We start from the raw sequence: 15,781 nt of genomic DNA, 5'->3' as shown, positions 1-15,781 counted from the left end.
GGGACTCCCGACGGTCGCGGGCGCGGCGCCGTCCGCCGGCCGGGAGGCCGAGGGGCACCGCGCGGGGTGATCAGCTCGTGTGCGCCCGGGGTCAGCCCGCGGGAACATCTCGCCGAGCGTACCCGGCACCCCCGCGGCGACGCTGCCGCGGGAGCCGGAGACACCCCGTGTGGGTCAGCCACGGACCAGGTGGCCGACCCGGTCCCGTCCGAGGACGGGCCCGGCCTCGTCCCGGGGCTCGCGCCGCGCGGAGCGTGGCGCGAGGAGGACGAGCGTGGCCTCGTCCCGAGGCTCGCGCCGCGCGGAGCGTGGCGCGAGGAGGACGAGGTCCTTACTCAGGCGATGTCGGTGTAGGCGTCGCGCAGGTAGTCCTGCACGGCGCGCTCGGGGACGCGGAAGGACCGGCCGACGCGGACGGCGGAGAGCTCGCCGGCGTGGACGAGGCGGTACACGGTCATCTTCGAGACGCGCATCATGCTGGCGACCTCGGCGACGGTCAGGAAGGTGACCGAGGCGCGGGGCGCGGGCACGGCCGGGCGGCCGACGGGCATGGCGGCCGGGTGCTGCGGGCCGACGGGACGGGCCATGGTGGCGGCCGAGACGGGACGGCCCACGGGCCGGGGAGCGGGCACACCCGGGCGGGCGTACTGCGGGTGCTGCTGGGGGGCGTGGCGCTGGGACATGGTCATGTCTGTCGTCTCCGGACTAGCACGAGTCGGGCGCCGGCTTCCCCACCGGCTACGGGACACGCACGTGCTGATACAGAGAGTAGGGGGACCCGCGTTACGGATGCGACGTATGAAACGGACATGCGGACCGGTCCGTCCTCGGCAGAACTACACCTATGTAGCTCTGTCGACATGTGTCCGGGCGAGTCGCGGGCGACACGTCCCGATCGGGCCGCGCGACCTCCCCACCCGCACCCTCCCGACCCGCTAGCCTCACCCGTTCCCCAGCTCCAGGGAGCGGGCGTGCGCGGCCTCGACCGCGGCGATGAGCGCCGATCGGACGCCGTGCCGTTCCAGCTCCCGGATGGCGGCGATCGTCGTCCCCCCTGGGCTGGTGACCGCCTCGCGCAGCTGCACCGGGTGCTCGCCGGTGTCGCGCATCATCACCGAGGCGCCGAGCGCCGTCTGCACCACGAGGTCCGCGGCCGTGGCGCGCGGCAGGCCGAGCAGGATGCCGGCCTCGACCAGCGCCTCGACGACGTAGAAGAAGTAGGCCGGCCCGCTGCCCGACAGCGCGGTCACCGCGTCCTGCTGCGCCTCGGGCACCCGGCGCACCCGGCCCACCGCGGCGAGGAGCTCCTCGGCCTCGTCCAGGTGCTCCTCGCCGGCGTGCGCGCCCGCGGAGAGCACGCTCATCCCCTCGTCGACCAGGGCCGGGGTGTTGGGCATGACCCGCACGACCGGGACCCCCGCGGGGAGCGCGGCCTCGATGCGGGCGGTCGGCACGCCGGCGGCCACCGAGACGACGAGGTGCCCGTCGTCCACGGAGCCGGCGAGCGCGCCCAGCAGGGTGTCGACGTCCTGCGGCTTGACCGCCAGCACCAGCACCCGCGCGGAAGCCGCGGCCTCCGCCAGTCCGAGCACGGAGACGCCGTACCGGGCGGTGAGCTCCGCGGCCCGCTCCTCGTGCCGCTCGCAGACGACGATGCCCTCGGGGCCACGCCGGCGGACGAGGCCGGACAGCAGCGCCTCGCCCATCTTGCCGCCGCCGACGAGCGCGACCCCGGTCCGGCTCATCGCCCGGCCCCGCAGCGCAGCACCACGCGCACCGTGTGTCCTCCGGCCAGCAGCCGGCGCTGCTCGTCCACCCGCACTCCCTGCTCCATCACGTACTCCCAGGTCTCCGGATCCCGCTGGTTCCAGGCCGCGCGCTCGCCGGCGATCGCCAGCAGCCGCGGGTCGCTCGTGCCCACGCCGGTGTGCCCGCCGGACGCCATCAGGACGTTGAGGCAGCGCACGAACGCCAGGTCGGCGGACCGGCCCCGCCGGCCGACCAGGCGCACCCGACCCCCGGCCAGCGCGCGGCAGGCGTCCTCGGCGCCCGGCGCGGCCGCCGCCACGACCGTCCCCACGCCGGGCAGCCCGGCGCCCAGCGCCCGCACCCGTGCGGGCGGGCCGGCGAGGTCGACCCCGGCGCCGGCGGCGCGCGCCCGCTCGGCCAGGTCCGCCACGGCGGCGTCGGGCAGGTCCCCGGCCGGGACGACGAGGCGGCAGGACGCCGCGAGCCCGGCGGCCGTCACCGCGTCGACCAGGGCGGCCAGCCCGGCGGGTGTGCCGGCGGCGGGCCCGGGCTCGAGGGCCACCGGGTGACCGGCGGCGACCAGTCCGGCCGCCGTCCGCAGCGCGTCGTCCCGGCCGGGCGCGGCCGGGGTCGGCCGGCGTCCGGTCCTCCGGACGAGGTCCTGCCAGGGGGCGCGCACGGCCCGAACGCTAGTGGTGACCAGGCCGGACGGCCCGGGGTGTGCCGTTCCGGACGCCGGGGTAGCCGCCGCCCATGGCGGACGAGCTGAGCGGGATGAGGGTCGCGGTCCTGGCGACCGACGGTGTCGAGCAGGTCGAGCTGGACCGGCCGTGGCAGACGCTGGAGGAGGCCGGCGCCGAGCCGGAGCTGGTCTCCCTGGAGTCCGGCCGGATCACCGCCTACGACCACATCGACAAGGGCGACCAGAAGGACGTCGACACCACCGTGGCCGACGCCGACCCCGACGACTACGCCGCCCTCGTGCTCCCCGGCGGGGTCATCAACGGCGACTTCATCCGCGCCGACGCCGACGCCGTCGCCTTCGTGAAGGCCTTCTTCGACGCAGGCAAGCCGGTGGCGGCGATCTGCCACGCGCCGTGGGTGCTGGTCGAGGCCGACGTCGTCCGCGGCCGCCGGATGACCTCGTGGCCGTCGCTGCAGACCGACCTGCGCAACGCCGGCGCGACCTGGGTCGACGAGGAGGTGGTGGTCGACGGCACGCTCGTGACCAGCCGCAAGCCCGACGACCTCGACGCCTTCGGCGCCGCGATCGTGGAGGTGTTCGCGAAGGCGGAGGCCGAGGCCGACACCGACGAGGACTGAGGTCCGGCCCCCTCGCAGGGGCCGGCGCCGAGCCTGAGAGGGGTGGGGGCAGCGGGGTCCGTCGTCAGGTGCTGCCGAGCAGCGACGCCGCCGGCGCGACGGTGAGCAGGGTGCCGGCGAACACCAGCACGACGATCAGCCGCAGCCCCAGCGCCTCCCCGCCGAAGCGGTGCCGCCACGCGCCGACGGCGCCGACGAGCGCCGTGACGGCCAGCGGGGCGATGACCACGGTGATCCGCGGCAGCTGCTCCCACAGCACGGTGAACAGCAGGTAGATGCCGACACCCGCGGCGAGGGCGACCACCAGCTCGCCGGCGAAGCGGAGCCAGGCCAGCGCACCGCCGGCGGGCTCGTCCTCCAGCAGCGGCGGGTCGTCGTCGCGCACGACCGGGATGGGCCCGGTCGACGGGCCGGCGTCGTCGGCGCCGGGCGCGCCGGGCACGCCCGGCTTGCGGGAGGGGCGCAGCCCCGGGATCGCGGCGGTCGACGGGCCGTCGGAGCCGCGCCCGACCGTGGTCGGGGGCTCGGCGGCAGGCGTGGCGCGGCGGGCCAGCGGGTCGGCGGGCGCCCGGACCCGGGCCTTGACCGGGTCGGCGGGGGCGACCGGCGGGGTCGTGCCGGTGTCGCCGGCGCGGCGTCCGAACGCCGGGCCGTCGGCGACGCGGCCGGTGTCACCGGTGCCGCGGGCGCCGCGCTGGCGGACCGCCGGCTCCTCGCCGATCTCGCCGCGGCGGCGCCGGCCCGTCTTCGGCGACTCGACGCCTGCCTCGCGGAGGATGTCCGCCAGCGACCGACCCCCGGTCTCGGGGTCCCTGCGCGGGTCGGACATCACAGACCTCCCAAGGAGTCCAGCCGCCGGAGGATGACGCCCTCCCGCAGGGCCCACGGACAGATGCGGACGAACGGTACGGCCAGGGAGCGCATCGCCGCGTGCGCCACCACGGCACCGGCCGGGACCTGGTGCGCGCGGTCCGGCGACACGCCCTGCAGCTCGGCCAGCGCGGAGCTCTCGATCCGCGACACGAAGCCGAGCAGCTGCCCGAGCCCGTCGGCGGACAGCTCCCGCGGCACCCGCAGGCCCGCCGAGTAGGGCGCCGCGCCGGTCAGCCGGGCCAGGGTGCGGAACGTCTTGCTGGTCGCGGCGACGAGGTCGGGCGGGCCCACCGCGCGCAGCTTCTTGGCCGCCGGGGCGAGCAGGTCCTCGGCGTGCTCCGCGAGCGCCTCGAGTGCGGCCAGGTCGGGCCGGCCCCCGGTCGCCGCCGCGGGCAGGAAGCGCCGGGTCATGCGTCCGGCGCCCAGGGGCAGGGAGAGCGCGGCCTCCGGGTCCTCGTCGATGCCGGCCGCCAGCTCCAGGGACCCGCCGCCGATGTCGAGCACCAGCAACCGGCCGGCGCTCCAGCCGAACCACCGCCGGACGGCGAGGAAGGTGAGGCGGGCCTCGTCCTCCCCGCTGGTCACGTGCAGGTCGACGCCCGTCTCCGAGCGCACCCGGTCGAGCACCTCCATGCCGTTGCGGGCCTCCCGGATGGCGGAGGTGACCAGGCCGAGCAGCTCCTCGCAGCCCAGCTGCTCGGCCTTCTCGCACGCCTTGCGCACGGCCCTGACCAGGGCCTTCTCCCCCGCCTTGGACAGCATGTCGTCGTCGCCCACGTGCTCGGCCAGCCGCAGCAGCCAGCGGTCGTCGTGGGTGGGGGTGGGGTGCCCGCCGCGGTGGGCGTCGACCACGAGGAGGTGGACGGTGTTCGAGCCGACGTCCAGCACCCCGAGCCGCATGCGGTCAGTCTGCCGGGCGGCCGACCGGGCGGCCGCGCGGGCACCCCGCGCCGGCGCCGTCCCTACCCTGGGGGCGTGCGCCCCGACCACCTCCCCGACGTCCCACCCGAGGTGGACCCGGACTTCGCCCGCGAGTGGCTGGAGTTCCCCGACCCGGCGGACCCGGGCCGGGTGGTCCGTGCCGACCTGACCTGGCTCACGTCGGCCTGGACCTGCGTCTTCGGGCGCGGCTGCGCGGGGGTCGTCGAGGGCCGGGCCGACGACGGCTGCTGCAGCCACGGCGCGTTCTTCAGCGAGGAGGACGACCTGCTGCGGGTCACGGCGGCGGTGGCCGAGCTCACCGACGAGGACTGGCAGCTCGCGCCGGTCGGCCGCGGCGCCTGGACCGAGGAGGACGACGCCGACGACGCCGAGGAGGGCGCCCGCTCCCTGCGCACCCGCCTGGTCGACGGAGCCTGCGTGTTCCTCAACCGCCCCGGCTTCCCCGGCGGCGCCGGCTGCGCGCTGCACCGGATGGCGCTGCGCGAGGACCTGCACCCGCTCACCACGAAGCCCGACGTCTGCTGGCAGCTGCCGGTGCGCCGGGAACAGGAGGTCGTCGACCGTCCGGACGGCACGAAGGTGCTGGTGACGACGCTCGGCGAGTTCGACCGCCGCGGCTGGGGTCCCGGCGGCGCGGACCTGCACTGGTGGTGCACCGGCTCACCCGCGGCCCACGTCTCACTCGAGCCGATGGTCCTCACCTACGCCGCCGAGCTGGTCGCGCTGGTCGGCGCCCCGGCGTACGCCGAGCTCAGGCGGCTGGCCGAGGCCCGGATGGACCAGGGCATGGTCGCCCCGCACCCCGCCAGCCCGGCGCCGCACCACCGCCCGCTGGCGCTGCACGTCCGTCGTCCGGGTGGATCCGAGCCCGCATCCCCGCCCGCGGAGCCGCGGGACCCCTGAGCCGGCCGCCTCCGCCACTACCCTCGCGGCTGACCGACCGGCGGACGAACGGCGAGAGCAGTGACCGAGGAGCACGCGAGCGCGGGCCTCCCCCGGGGCCCGGCCGGCGCGGCGTCCGACAGCGCCCTCCGGACGCTGCTGCGCATCCCGGTCTTCCGCCGGCTGTGGCTGGCCATCACCGTCTCCAGCCTCGGCGACTGGCTGGGCCTGCTCGCCACGACCGCGATGGCCCAGCAGCTCACCCGCGAGGAGTCGCTGGCGGTCCAGGGTGCGGCGATCTCCGGTGTCATCCTCACCCGGCTGCTGCCCGACCTGCTGCTGGCACCGCTGGCCGGGGCGCTGGCCGACAAGCTCGACCGGCGGGTCACCGCGGTCGTCGGCGACCTGCTGGCGCTGTCCCTCTACCTGTCCATCGCCTTCACCTACGAGCTGACCTGGCTCTACGTCGCCCAGTTCCTGGTCGAGGCCGTGGGCCTGTTCACCAACCCGGCCAAGCAGGCCATGCAGGTGGCGATCGTGCCGCGGGAGCGGCTGGCCGTGGCCAACCAGCTCATGCAGTTCTCGATCTACGGCGCCGTCCCGATCGCGGCGCTGCTGTTCGCCCTGCTCTCCACGCTGACCCGCGCGGTCTCCGACGGCTCGGGGGCCGAGCGGTCGGCCATCGTCATCGCGCTGGTCGTCGACGCGCTGACCTACGGGGTGACGGCCTCGACGATCCTGCTGTCCCGCGACCTCATACCCGGGCGGCCGGCCGAACGCAGTGCGGCGACCAACGTCTTCTCCCTGGTCGCGGAGGGCATCTCATTCCTGCGGAGCCAGCCGAACATGCGGGCGCTCTACATCGGCACCGTCGGCGCCTTCGGGGCCGGCGGACTGATCATCGGCGTCGCGCAGCTCTACATCGCCACGCTGCGGGCCGGGCCGGCCGGCTACGGCATCATCTTCGGCACGGTCTTCACCGGGCTGGCGCTGGGCATGCTGGTCGGCCCGCGCATCCTGCCGACGGTCCCCCGGCGCACGCTCTTCGCCCGGGCCATCGGCCTGGCCGGCCTGGCGCTGCTGGTGATGTCCCTGCTGCAGGACTTCGTCCTGGCCACGGCGGCGGCGTTCCTCGTCGGGTTGTTCGCCGGGATGAGCTGGATCATCGGCTACACCCTCATCGGGCTCGAGGTCGAGGACCGGCTGCGCGGGCGGGTGTTCTCCTTCGTCGTCTCCTCCGTGCGGATCGTGCTGCTGCTCGCCGTCGCGGTCGGCCCCGGGCTGGCCGGCACCCTGGGCTCGCACGAGTTCCACATCGGCGACCTCGTCTTCAGCGTCACCGGCCCGGGCCTCACCCTGCTGGTCGGCAGCGCCATCGCGCTCCTGGTGAGCAGCTACGCCACGCGGCAGGTCGCCCCGCGCCACCGCGGGCGCTCCCGGGACCTGCTGCGCCTGCTGTGGGGCAGCTCCGACATCCTCACCGCCAGCCCGCGGTCGACCGGTCTGTTCCTCGTGGTCGAGGGCGCCGACCGCGCGCTGACCCGGCGGTACACCGACGCGCTCGCCGAGGTGGTGCGCGACCGCGGGTGCCCCGTCGTGGTCACCTCCGAGCCCAGCGACACCGACCTCGGCCGCCGGGTCGGCCGGATGCTCTACCCGCCGCGCCCCGCGCCCGGCGCGCACGAGCCCGGCTGGCCCGTGCCGGCCCCGCGGCCGGCCGACGACGGCGGGGACGACGGCGGCGGTCCGCGGGTGGAGGCCTACACCGCGGCGCTGCTGGCGGCCGCCGACCGCGCCGAGCACGTGGCCACGGTCATCCGGCCGGCCCTGGCCGCCGAGCAGGTGGTGATCAGCGCCCACTACGTCGACGCCTCGATGGCCTTCCACGGCGCGGGGCAGGGCCTGGACGCCGACCGCATCCTGCGGACGTCGATGTGGGCGACCCGCAACCTGCTGCCGGACCTGACCGTGGTCGTCGACGCGCCGGTCACCGAGGCCCCGGCCGACGCCGACCCGGACGCGGTGCGCCGGGCCTTCCTCGACCGCGCCGAGGCCGCGCCGGACCGCTACGTCGTCGTCCCCGGGGAGCAGCTCCTGCTGGCCGAGCGGGCCGGCGGCACGCGGCTGGTCTCCCCGGCGGTGCAGGCGCGGGTCGCCGCCCTGCTCGGCCTGCGCTTCCCGCGCGGCACGGACGAGCCACCCGCGGGGACGCCCGACGTGACGGTGCCGCCTGTCGACGACTCCGGCTCCGCTGCAGGAGCCCGCGCCGAGCTCGCGAGGCGCGGGGGGCAGCGGGGGCCGTGATCAGGCGGCGGCGTCGTCCACCCGGCGGTCCCGGGCGTGGACGGTGCGGAACGTCTGCCGGTAGGCGCGCGGGGACACCCCGCGGCGGCGGGCGAACTGGTCGCGGAAGCCGGCGGCGGTGCCGAAGCCGACCAGCCTGGCGATCTCCTCGATCGAGGCGTCGCTGTCCTCCAGCAGCGCCTCCGCGGCGGCCAGCCGCTGGGCCAGCAGCCAGGCGTGCGGCGTGGTGCCGGTGGTCGCCTTGAACCGGCGGGCGAAGCTGCGCGGGCTCATCAGCGCCCGGCGGGCCAGCGCGTCGACGCTGATGTCCTCGGCCAGGTGGGCGACGGCCCACTCCAGGACGACGCCGAGCCGGTCGTCCTCGCAGGCGGCCACCGGCGCGTCGATGAACTGGGCCTGGCCGCCGTCGCGGTGCGGCGGCACGACCATCTCCCGGGCCAGCGCGTTGGCCGCCGCGGCACCCCACTCGCGGCGCACCAGGTGCAGCATCGCGTCGACGCCGGCCGCCGTGCCGGCCCCGGTGATGATCTGGCCGCAGTCGACGTAGAGCACCGCCGGGTCGACGTCGACGGCCGGGTAGCGGGCGGCCAGCTCGCCGGCGTACTTCCAGTGCGTCGTGGCCCGGCAGCCGTCGAGCAGCCCCGCGGCCGCGACGGCGAACGCGCCGGTGCAGTGGCTGATGATCGTGGCGCCGCGGGCGTGGGCGGCGCGCAGCGCGTCGAGGAGCGCGTCCGGAGGCGTGTCGCGCATGCCCTCCCAGGCGGTCATCAGCAGGACGTCGGACTCCGCCAGCCGCTCGAAGCCGTGCTCGACCGTGATCGGCAGCCCGGTGTCGGTGCGGACGATCCCCGGCCGGTCGCTGACCAGGGCGAAGTCGAACCGCGGCAGGCCCATGTGGGTGCGGTCGTAGCCGAACACCTCGGCGGCCACACCGAGGCCGAAGGCGCCCACCAGGCGGTCGGCGACGATGGCGCTGACGACGACGGGCCGCTGCGTGTCGGTCATGGGGACACTATGGCAGGAATGACGCGATACGTGTCACCCCGGCCACTCGTCCCGGCGGCGCCCGCGGGACACGCTGTCCGCATGTTGCTGATCACCTGCCCCGTCACACGGACCGACGAGCTCGTCGCCGACCGGCGCATCCGGTCGGTCACCAACCACCCGACGCACGTGGCCATGGGCGTGGAGTGCCCGGCCTGCGGCAGCGTCCACGTCTACCGGACCGGCCGGCGCTGGGAGGAGGCCCGCCGCCGGGTCGCCGAGGCCGCCACGTCCGGCACCGCCCGCGCCGCCACCGCAGCAGCGACCGCCGCCTCCGCTCGCGCTGCGCAGGAGCTCACCCGCGCCTAGCATCGAACACATGAGCGAATCGACCGTCAACAGCGGCCAGCCCGGCGACCCGACCGCGGAGAAGGACCCGAAGGACTGGGTGACCGGCGACGAGCCGGCCACCGGTGCGCAGAAGAGCTACCTGAACACCCTCGCCCGCCAGGCGGGCGAGGAGGTGCCCGACGACATCACCAAGGCCGACGCCTCGATGAAGATCGACGAGCTCCAGGAGGAGACCGGCCGGGGCCAGTAGCCCCGGCCGGTCGCCTCAGGCCTCGAACTTGTAGCCGAGGCCGCGGACGGTCACGAGGTGCTCGGGGTTGGCCGGGTCCGGCTCGATCTTCGCCCGCAGCCGCTTGACGTGGACGTCGAGCGTCTTGGTGTCGCCGACGTAGTCGGAACCCCAGATGCGGTCGATGAGCTGGGCCCGGGTCAGCACCCGTCCCGCGTTGCGCAGCAGCAGCTCGAGCAGGTCGAACTCCTTGAGCGGCAGCGAGACGGGGCGGCCGTCGACCGAGACCACGTGCCGGTCGACGTCCATCCGCACCGGTCCCGCCTCGAGCGCGCCGTCGGCGGTCGTCTCGGGCTCGCCACGGCGGCGCAGCACCGCGCGGATGCGGGCGACGAGCTCGCGCGCGGAGTACGGCTTGGTCACGTAGTCGTCGGCCCCGAGCTCCAGGCCGACGACCTTGTCGATCTCGCCGTCCTTGGCCGTCAGCATGATGATCGGCACGTTGCTGCGGCTGCGCAGCGTCCGGCACACCTCGGTGCCGGGCAGGCCCGGCAGCATCAGGTCGAGCAGGACGATGTCGGCTCCCTGCCGGTCGAACTCGTCCAGCGCCTGCGGCCCGGTCGACGCGACGACCGCGTCGAAGCCCTCCCGCCGCAGCATGTAGGACAACGCGTCGGAGAAGGACTCCTCGTCCTCCACCACGAGCACCCGGGTCATGACCGTCCTTCCGTGGGTCCGCCGGCTCGGGAGACGGCGGACGGGGGTGAACCGGGGCCGGGGGCCCCGGGAGCCGGCGCGCCGTCGGGCGCGGAGTCGGAGGCGTCCCGGCTCCCGGCCGGGAGCTCGGCGGCGGCCGCCAGCGGGATGCGCAGGGTGAAGGTGGACCCGAGGCCCTCCTCGCTCCACACGCTGACGGAACCGCCGTGGTTGCTGGCCACGTGCTTGACGATCGCCAGCCCGAGGCCCGTGCCTCCGGTGCTGGAGGCACGGGACTGGTCGACCCGGTAGAAGCGCTCGAAGACGCGGGAGCGGTCCTCGCGGGGGATGCCGATCCCGCTGTCGGTCACCGCGATCTCGGCGAAGCCCGACCGTGCGCGGGCGGCCACGGCGATGCGGGTGCCCTCGGGGCTGTAGGTCACCGCGTTGGCCAGCAGGTTGGTGACCGCCGTGGCCAGCTGCGCCTCCACGCCGCGGACGACGAGCCCGCGCTCGCCGCCCACGACGATGTCGATCCGCTTGGCCGCGGCGGCGAGGTTGGTGCGGTCGGCCGCCTCGTGCAGCACGGTGTCGACGTCCACCGGGACGAGCTCGGGCAGCGGCTCGCCGCCCTGCAGGCGGGAGAGGTCGATCAGCTCGCGGACCAGGCGAGCGAGCCGGTCGGCCTCGTGCGACATCCGGGCGGCGAAGCGCTGGACCGTCCCGGGGTCGTCGGCCGCGTCCTGCACCGCCTCGGCGAGCAGGGCCAGCGCCCCGACCGGCGTCTTCAGCTCGTGCCCGACGTTGGCGACGAAGTCCCGGCGGACCTCCTCCACCCGCCGCGTCTCCGTCACGTCCTGCAGCACCAGGGCCACCGGGCCGGGGACCGGGGCGGGGCCGCTCTCCAGGCGGACGCCGTGCACGCCCACCAGCCGGGGCCCGGAGCCGACCAGGTCGCCGGGCAGGGAGACGTCGGCGCGGCGGCTGCCGCCGTCGCGGACCTCGCGGACCACCTTCAGCAGCTCCGGCACCAGCAGGCGGGTGCCGCGGACGATGCCCAGCGCCCGCGCCGCGGGGTTGGCCAGGACGACGGACTCGTCGAGGTCGAGGACGACGACGGCCGGGTCCATGAGGTCGACCAGGCGGCGGGCGAGCAGCTGCTCGAGCGTGGGGTCGGGCTGGACCCGCACCGGCTCCTCGGCCAGGCGACGGCGCGTCGCGACGACGGCCACGACGAGGACGATCCCCACGACGAGGCCGGTCACGAAGGCGACCGACGGGCTCACGCGGCCGATGCTAGGCCGGGTCGATCTCCCGTCATCCCCCGTGCGAGTGGTGCCGCGACGCCGCACGGGGACTGTTCACCGCCCGGAGTCCCCGCGTTCACCTCAGGGGCCGGGCGGCGTCGTGGAGCCGGGCCTACCCTCGGGGCCCGGAACGGCGCACACCGGAACCCACGGCGCGCGCCCAGGACTGCCCCGGTCCGGACACGGGCCGACGAGGAGGGACCAGTCGTGCGCGAGCACTACCGCGAGGAACTCGAGGACATCAACTCCTGCCTGGTCGAGATGGCGAACTCCGTCGGCTCGGCGATGAGCACGGCCACCACGGCCCTCCTCGACGCCGACGTCGCGCTCGCCGACCGCGTCATCACCGGCGACGAGCACATCGACCTGGTGCGGGAGAGCATCGAGCAGCGCTGCTTCGCCCTGCTGGCGCGGCAGCAGCCGGTCGCCACCGACCTGCGCACGGTCACCGCCGCCATGCGGATCGTCGCCGACCTCGAGCGGATGGGCGACCTCGCCGTCCACGTGGCGAAGGTGGCGCGGATGCGCTTCCCCGACCCCGCCGTGCCCCAGGAGGTGCGGCCGCTCTTCCTCGAGGCCGGCCACATCGCCGAGAGCCTGGTGAGCAAGACCGCCACAGTCATCGCCAAGCTCGACGTCGACGCCGCCACCCAGCTCGAGGCCGAGGACGACCTCATGGACCGGGTGCATCGGCAGCTGTTCGCCGAGCTGCTGTCGGACAGCTGGCCGCACGGCATGGAGCAGGCCATCGACATCACCCTGCTCGGCCGGTACTACGAGCGCTTCGCCGACCACGCGGTCAGCGTCGCCCGCCGCGTCGTCTACCTGGTGACCGGCGAGATGGAGATGCGCTCCGTCTGACGTCGGCCTCCGGCCGACACCGCGGCCAGGTGCCGTTCCCCTGCCACATCGCAGCCCTCCGGGCTGCACCGCGGCCACGTGCCGTCCCGACCTGCGCTGAGCGACGCCCGTCGTCCCTCGGGGGACCCTCCGGGCCCCCGCTCCGGACGACACAGGGTCACGCCCCGCCTCGGGGACCCTCCGGGCCCCACTCGGCGGGACGTCGCTACTTCTTGCCCTGGTTCTTGACGGCCTCGATCGCCGCGGCCGCCGCCTCGGGGTCGAGGTACTCGCCGCCGGGCTTGGTCGGGCGCAGGTCGTCGTCGAGGTCGTAGCGCAGCGGCACGCCGGTGGGGATGTTGAGGCCGACGACCTCGTCCTCGCCCATGCCGTCGAGGTGCTTCACCAGCGCCCGCAGGCTGTTGCCGTGCGCGGCCACCAGCACGGTGAGGCCCGCCCGCAGGTCCGGGACGACGGCGTCGTACCAGTACGGCAGCATCCGGACGACGACGTCGGCCAGGCACTCGGTGGCCGGGCGCACCTCCGGCGGCAGCATCGCGTAGCGCGCGTCGCCGTCCTGGCTGTACTCGCTGCCGGGCTCGATCGGCGGCGGCGGGGTGCTGTACGAGCGGCGCCAGGTCGTGAACTGCTCCTCGCCGTACTCGGCGAGGGTGGCCGCCTTGTCCTTGCCCTGCAGGGCGCCGTAGTGGCGCTCGTTCAGCCGCCACGAGCGCTTCACCGGGATCCACTGCCGGTCGGCGGCGGCCAGGGCCAGCTCGGCGGTGGTGATCGCCCGCTTGAGCACCGAGGTGTGCGCGACGTCGGGCAGCAGGCCCGTCTCGACGAGCAGCTCACCGCCGCGGGCGGCCTCGGCGCGGCCCTTCTCCGACAGGGGCACGTCGACCCAGCCGGTGAAGAGGTTGGCCTTGTTCCACTCGCTCTCGCCGTGGCGGAGCAGCACCAGGGTCCCGGTCACGGCGCCCATCCTGCCGGACGGGCACGGCCCCGCTGCAGGGTCCCGCCGCGAGCTCGCGAGCGGTGGGGGTCGGGGCTCACTCGGTGAGCGCGGGCCAGACCAGCCAGAGCTCGTACAGCGCCGGTGGCAGGAGACCGGCGAGCAGCCACGGGCTGAGCACCCGTCGCCCCGCCGTCCACCGGACCGTGGCGACCAGCGCCACGCTGGAGACGACGCCGAGCCCGAGCCAGAACGCGACCGCGGCGCCGTCGGGGGCCAGGAACTGGGCGAAGACCAGCTGCACGGCGCACAGCAGCATCGGGTAGACGAGGCCCGAGGCCCCGACCACGCCCACCAGCACCCGGAGGTGCCGCTCCTGCACGGTGCTGTCCCGCATCGCCCTCACGCTAACCGCGTGCGACGGGCGCCGCCCGGCTCAGGAGCCGGTCGCCGGCCCCGGTCCGGTGCGCCGGGTGGGGTCGGCGAAGTCGGCGAAGGCCTCGAGGTTGCGCAGCGACTCCCCGCGCCGCACCCGCCAGGCCCACTCCCGCTTGATGGAGGTGCCGAACCCGATCTCGAGCATGGTGTTGAAGTGGTCGTCGGCGTAGCTGAGCACCGCGCCGAGGACCCGGTCGAGCTCCTCGGCGGTCACGGCCGCGTGCGGCAGCCGGCCGGTCAGGTACACGTCGCCGACGGCGTCGATGGAGAACGCCACCCCGTACATGCGCGCGTTGTGCTGCAGCAGGTAGGTCCACAGCTGCTCGCGGTTCTCGTCGGGCTGGCGGCAGACGAACGCCTCCACCCGCAGGGCGTGCTCCCCCACGATCAGCCCGCAGACGGTCTTGAGCTTCTTGGTGCCCGGCAGGTCGACCAGCCAGTGCCCCGGCGACGGGTGCTCGTGCACCAGCTCGTTGTCCCGCAGCGTCGCGTCGATGACGGCGTCGAGCTCCTCGAGGCTGCGCCGCGTCGCGCCGCCGTCCGCCGCGCTCACCGGGCCACCTGGGCGCCGGCGACCGCCCGCAGCCCGCCGCTGCGGCGGCGCGCTCCGCCGGCCATCTCCGTGGCCGCCGCCGTGTAGGCCTCGACGAGGGAGTCGGCGGTGCGGTCCCACGAGAAGGCGGCCGCGTGCCGGCGGGCCCCGGCGGAGAGCAGCTCCCGGCGGCCGAGCACCGCGCCGACGGCGGCGGCGTAGTCGGCCGGGTCCCGGCCGTCGACCAGCACGCCGGAGACGCCGTCGCGCACCGCCGTCCGCAGGCCGCCGACCGCCGCCGCCACGACAGGCGTGCCGCAGGCCTGCGCCTCCAGCGCGACCAGCCCGAAGGACTCGTTGTGGCTGGGCACGACGGCGACGTCCGCGGCGCGGTAGTGCTCGGCCAGCCGGTCGGGCGGCTGCGGGGGCAGGAACCGCACGAGGTCGGCGATGCCGAGGGAGACCGCCTGCTCCTGCAGCTGCCGGGGCGCCTCCAGGCCGGAGCCGCTGGGCGCGCCGACCACCTGGACGTGCAGCCGGCCGCGCAGCGCCGGGTCCTCGGCGAGCATCCGCGCCGCCGTCTCCAGCAGCAGGTCGGGCGCCTTGAGCGGCTGGATGCGGCCGACGAAGAGCAGGACGACGGCGTCCTCCGGCAGGCCCACCGCCCGGCGGGCCGCGGCGCGGTCGCTGGGCCGGAACCGGTCGAGGTCGACGCCGGGCGGGACGACGAGCGTGCGGCGCGGGTCGGCGCCGTAGTGCTCGACGAGCTGGCGGGCCTCGTCCTCGGTGTTGGCGATGAGCCGGTCGGCCTCGGCGACCACCTGCTCCTCGCCGATGACGCGGGCCCGCGGCTCGGGCCGGTCACCGGCGGCCAGCGCCGCGTTCTTGACCTTCGCGAGGGTGTGCGCGCTGTGGATCAGCGGCACGCTCCACCGGTCCCGGGCCAGCCAGCCGACCTGGCCGGACAGCCAGTAGTGGGAGTGGACGACGTCGTAGTGCCCGGGCTCGTGCTGGGCCTCCTCGCGCAGCACCGCGGCGGTGAACGCGCACAGCTGGCCGGGCAGCTCCTCCTTGCCCAGCCCCTCGAACGGCCCGGCGGTGACGTGGCGGACGAGCACCCCCGGGCTCATCTCCACCACCGGCGGCAGGTCGCTGGAGGTCGCGCGGGTGAAGACGTCGACGGCGATGCCGCGGGCGGCCAGCCGGCGGGAGACCTCGACGATGTAGACGTTCATGCCGCCGGCGTCGCCGGCGCCGGGCTGGTCGAGCGGGCTGGTGTGCACCGACAGCGTGGCCACCCGGTGCAGCGGGCCCGGGGTGTGCAGGCGGCCGACCACGCGGAGGACCTCCCTGCCCGGACCCGACGACTGGATCGT

The 15,781-nt window shown here is 75.7% G+C and carries 18 protein-coding genes; 6 read left to right on the top strand and 12 right to left on the bottom strand.

What is annotated here, in order from left to right; genetic code table 11:
- Nucleotides 1–335: 335 nt before the first annotated feature.
- The 3 genes from ACI8AX_RS04980 to ACI8AX_RS04970 form a co-directional block, all read right to left on the bottom strand.
- Nucleotides 336–689, bottom strand: a complete 354-nt coding sequence (locus ACI8AX_RS04980) for a helix-turn-helix domain-containing protein (RefSeq protein WP_456548693.1) — start codon at nucleotides 687–689, stop codon at nucleotides 336–338.
- Nucleotides 690–941: 252 nt separating this feature from the next.
- The gene (gene proC, locus ACI8AX_RS04975; protein ID WP_456548692.1) at nucleotides 942–1,745 is read right to left on the bottom strand and encodes a pyrroline-5-carboxylate reductase; all 804 of its coding nucleotides are present in this window, start codon (nucleotides 1,743–1,745) and stop codon (nucleotides 942–944) included.
- Entirely contained in the window at nucleotides 1,742–2,428 is a 687-nt protein-coding gene (locus ACI8AX_RS04970) for a hypothetical protein (RefSeq protein ID WP_456548691.1), read from the bottom strand. The genes proC and ACI8AX_RS04970 overlap by 4 nt, the downstream gene beginning before the upstream one ends.
- A 74-nt stretch (nucleotides 2,429–2,502) precedes the next feature.
- Between ACI8AX_RS04970 and ACI8AX_RS04965 the strand changes: the two genes are divergently transcribed.
- The gene (locus tag ACI8AX_RS04965; protein ID WP_456548690.1) at nucleotides 2,503–3,072 is read left to right on the top strand and encodes a type 1 glutamine amidotransferase domain-containing protein; all 570 of its coding nucleotides are present in this window, start codon (nucleotides 2,503–2,505) and stop codon (nucleotides 3,070–3,072) included.
- 64 nt (nucleotides 3,073–3,136) lie between these two features.
- Here ACI8AX_RS04965 and ACI8AX_RS04960 read toward each other — a convergent pair whose 3' ends face one another.
- Together ACI8AX_RS04960 and ACI8AX_RS04955 are read right to left on the bottom strand one after the other, a co-directional pair.
- Nucleotides 3,137–3,901 (bottom strand): hypothetical protein, encoded by a 765-nt coding sequence (locus tag ACI8AX_RS04960; RefSeq protein ID WP_456548689.1) that lies wholly within the window; start codon nucleotides 3,899–3,901, stop codon nucleotides 3,137–3,139.
- A complete protein-coding gene (locus ACI8AX_RS04955; protein ID WP_456548688.1) occupies nucleotides 3,901–4,845 on the bottom strand; it encodes a Ppx/GppA phosphatase family protein in 945 nt (314 codons plus the stop codon). Before ACI8AX_RS04955 ends, ACI8AX_RS04960 begins: the two co-directional genes overlap by 1 nt.
- 75 nt (nucleotides 4,846–4,920) lie before the next feature.
- On the opposite strand from ACI8AX_RS04955, the gene ACI8AX_RS04950 reads away from it, so the two are divergent.
- The gene (locus ACI8AX_RS04950) at nucleotides 4,921–5,790 is read left to right on the top strand and encodes a hypothetical protein (protein ID WP_456548687.1); all 870 of its coding nucleotides are present in this window, start codon (nucleotides 4,921–4,923) and stop codon (nucleotides 5,788–5,790) included.
- 60 nt (nucleotides 5,791–5,850) lie between these two features.
- Nucleotides 5,851–8,073 (top strand): bifunctional MFS transporter/dTMP kinase, encoded by a 2,223-nt coding sequence (locus ACI8AX_RS04945; RefSeq protein ID WP_456548686.1) that lies wholly within the window; start codon nucleotides 5,851–5,853, stop codon nucleotides 8,071–8,073.
- Here ACI8AX_RS04945 and ACI8AX_RS04940 read toward each other — a convergent pair whose 3' ends face one another.
- Nucleotides 8,074–9,078, bottom strand: a complete 1,005-nt coding sequence (locus ACI8AX_RS04940; protein ID WP_456548685.1) for a helix-turn-helix domain-containing protein — start codon at nucleotides 9,076–9,078, stop codon at nucleotides 8,074–8,076.
- A gap of 81 nt (nucleotides 9,079–9,159) precedes the next feature.
- Here ACI8AX_RS04940 and ACI8AX_RS04935 point away from each other — a divergent pair, with 81 nt between their 5' ends.
- Together ACI8AX_RS04935 and ACI8AX_RS04930 are read left to right on the top strand one after the other, a co-directional pair.
- Nucleotides 9,160–9,426, top strand: a complete 267-nt coding sequence (locus tag ACI8AX_RS04935) for a hypothetical protein (RefSeq protein ID WP_456548684.1) — start codon at nucleotides 9,160–9,162, stop codon at nucleotides 9,424–9,426.
- Nucleotides 9,427–9,436: 10 nt separating this feature from the next.
- The gene (locus ACI8AX_RS04930) at nucleotides 9,437–9,658 is read left to right on the top strand and encodes a DUF3072 domain-containing protein (RefSeq protein WP_456548683.1); all 222 of its coding nucleotides are present in this window, start codon (nucleotides 9,437–9,439) and stop codon (nucleotides 9,656–9,658) included.
- Nucleotides 9,659–9,673: 15 nt separating this feature from the next.
- Here the strand turns inward: ACI8AX_RS04930 and ACI8AX_RS04925 are convergent, their stop codons facing one another.
- A complete protein-coding gene (locus ACI8AX_RS04925) occupies nucleotides 9,674–10,354 on the bottom strand; it encodes a winged helix-turn-helix domain-containing protein (protein ID WP_456548682.1) in 681 nt (226 codons plus the stop codon).
- A complete protein-coding gene (locus ACI8AX_RS04920; RefSeq protein WP_456548681.1) occupies nucleotides 10,351–11,619 on the bottom strand; it encodes a sensor histidine kinase in 1,269 nt (422 codons plus the stop codon). Before ACI8AX_RS04920 ends, ACI8AX_RS04925 begins: the two co-directional genes overlap by 4 nt.
- Before the next feature lie 228 nt (nucleotides 11,620–11,847).
- On the opposite strand from ACI8AX_RS04920, the gene phoU reads away from it, so the two are divergent.
- Entirely contained in the window at nucleotides 11,848–12,501 is a 654-nt protein-coding gene (phoU, locus tag ACI8AX_RS04915; protein WP_456548680.1) for a phosphate signaling complex protein PhoU, read from the top strand.
- A 205-nt stretch (nucleotides 12,502–12,706) separates the two neighbouring features.
- On the opposite strand, the gene ACI8AX_RS04910 is transcribed toward phoU, so the two are convergent.
- From ACI8AX_RS04910 to mshA, 4 genes are all read right to left on the bottom strand, one after another.
- Complete coding sequence (locus ACI8AX_RS04910; RefSeq protein ID WP_456548679.1) at nucleotides 12,707–13,465, bottom strand: phosphoglyceromutase; 759 nt, start codon at nucleotides 13,463–13,465, stop codon at nucleotides 12,707–12,709.
- Nucleotides 13,466–13,532: 67 nt separating this feature from the next.
- A complete protein-coding gene (locus tag ACI8AX_RS04905; protein ID WP_456548678.1) occupies nucleotides 13,533–13,832 on the bottom strand; it encodes a hypothetical protein in 300 nt (99 codons plus the stop codon).
- Nucleotides 13,833–13,871: 39 nt separating this feature from the next.
- A complete protein-coding gene (locus tag ACI8AX_RS04900) occupies nucleotides 13,872–14,426 on the bottom strand; it encodes a YbjN domain-containing protein (protein WP_456548677.1) in 555 nt (184 codons plus the stop codon).
- The gene (gene mshA / locus ACI8AX_RS04895; RefSeq protein ID WP_456548676.1) at nucleotides 14,423–15,742 is read right to left on the bottom strand and encodes a D-inositol-3-phosphate glycosyltransferase; all 1,320 of its coding nucleotides are present in this window, start codon (nucleotides 15,740–15,742) and stop codon (nucleotides 14,423–14,425) included. Before mshA ends, ACI8AX_RS04900 begins: the two co-directional genes overlap by 4 nt.
- Nucleotides 15,743–15,781 lie beyond the last annotated feature (39 nt).

The organism is Blastococcus sp. SYSU D00813 (genome assembly GCF_054050735.1).
The sequence above is the reverse complement of the archived record's forward strand: the minus strand, read 5'-3'. Positions and strand labels throughout refer to the sequence as shown.

Coding starts and splice junctions, on each gene's coding strand:
- ACI8AX_RS04980 (WP_456548693.1), bottom strand. CDS start 689: ATGACCATGTCCCAGCGCCACGCCCCCCAGCAGCACCCGCAGTACGCC.
- proC (WP_456548692.1), bottom strand. CDS start 1,745: ATGAGCCGGACCGGGGTCGCGCTCGTCGGCGGCGGCAAGATGGGCGAG.
- ACI8AX_RS04965 (WP_456548690.1), top strand. CDS start 2,503: ATGGCGGACGAGCTGAGCGGGATGAGGGTCGCGGTCCTGGCGACCGAC.
- ACI8AX_RS04960 (WP_456548689.1), bottom strand. CDS start 3,901: ATGTCCGACCCGCGCAGGGACCCCGAGACCGGGGGTCGGTCGCTGGCG.
- ACI8AX_RS04955 (WP_456548688.1), bottom strand. CDS start 4,845: ATGCGGCTCGGGGTGCTGGACGTCGGCTCGAACACCGTCCACCTCCTC.
- ACI8AX_RS04940 (WP_456548685.1), bottom strand. CDS start 9,078: ATGACCGACACGCAGCGGCCCGTCGTCGTCAGCGCCATCGTCGCCGAC.
- ACI8AX_RS04935 (WP_456548684.1), top strand. CDS start 9,160: ATGTTGCTGATCACCTGCCCCGTCACACGGACCGACGAGCTCGTCGCC.
- ACI8AX_RS04930 (WP_456548683.1), top strand. CDS start 9,437: ATGAGCGAATCGACCGTCAACAGCGGCCAGCCCGGCGACCCGACCGCG.
- ACI8AX_RS04925 (WP_456548682.1), bottom strand. CDS start 10,354: ATGACCCGGGTGCTCGTGGTGGAGGACGAGGAGTCCTTCTCCGACGCG.
- ACI8AX_RS04910 (WP_456548679.1), bottom strand. CDS start 13,465: ATGGGCGCCGTGACCGGGACCCTGGTGCTGCTCCGCCACGGCGAGAGC.
- ACI8AX_RS04905 (WP_456548678.1), bottom strand. CDS start 13,832: ATGCGGGACAGCACCGTGCAGGAGCGGCACCTCCGGGTGCTGGTGGGC.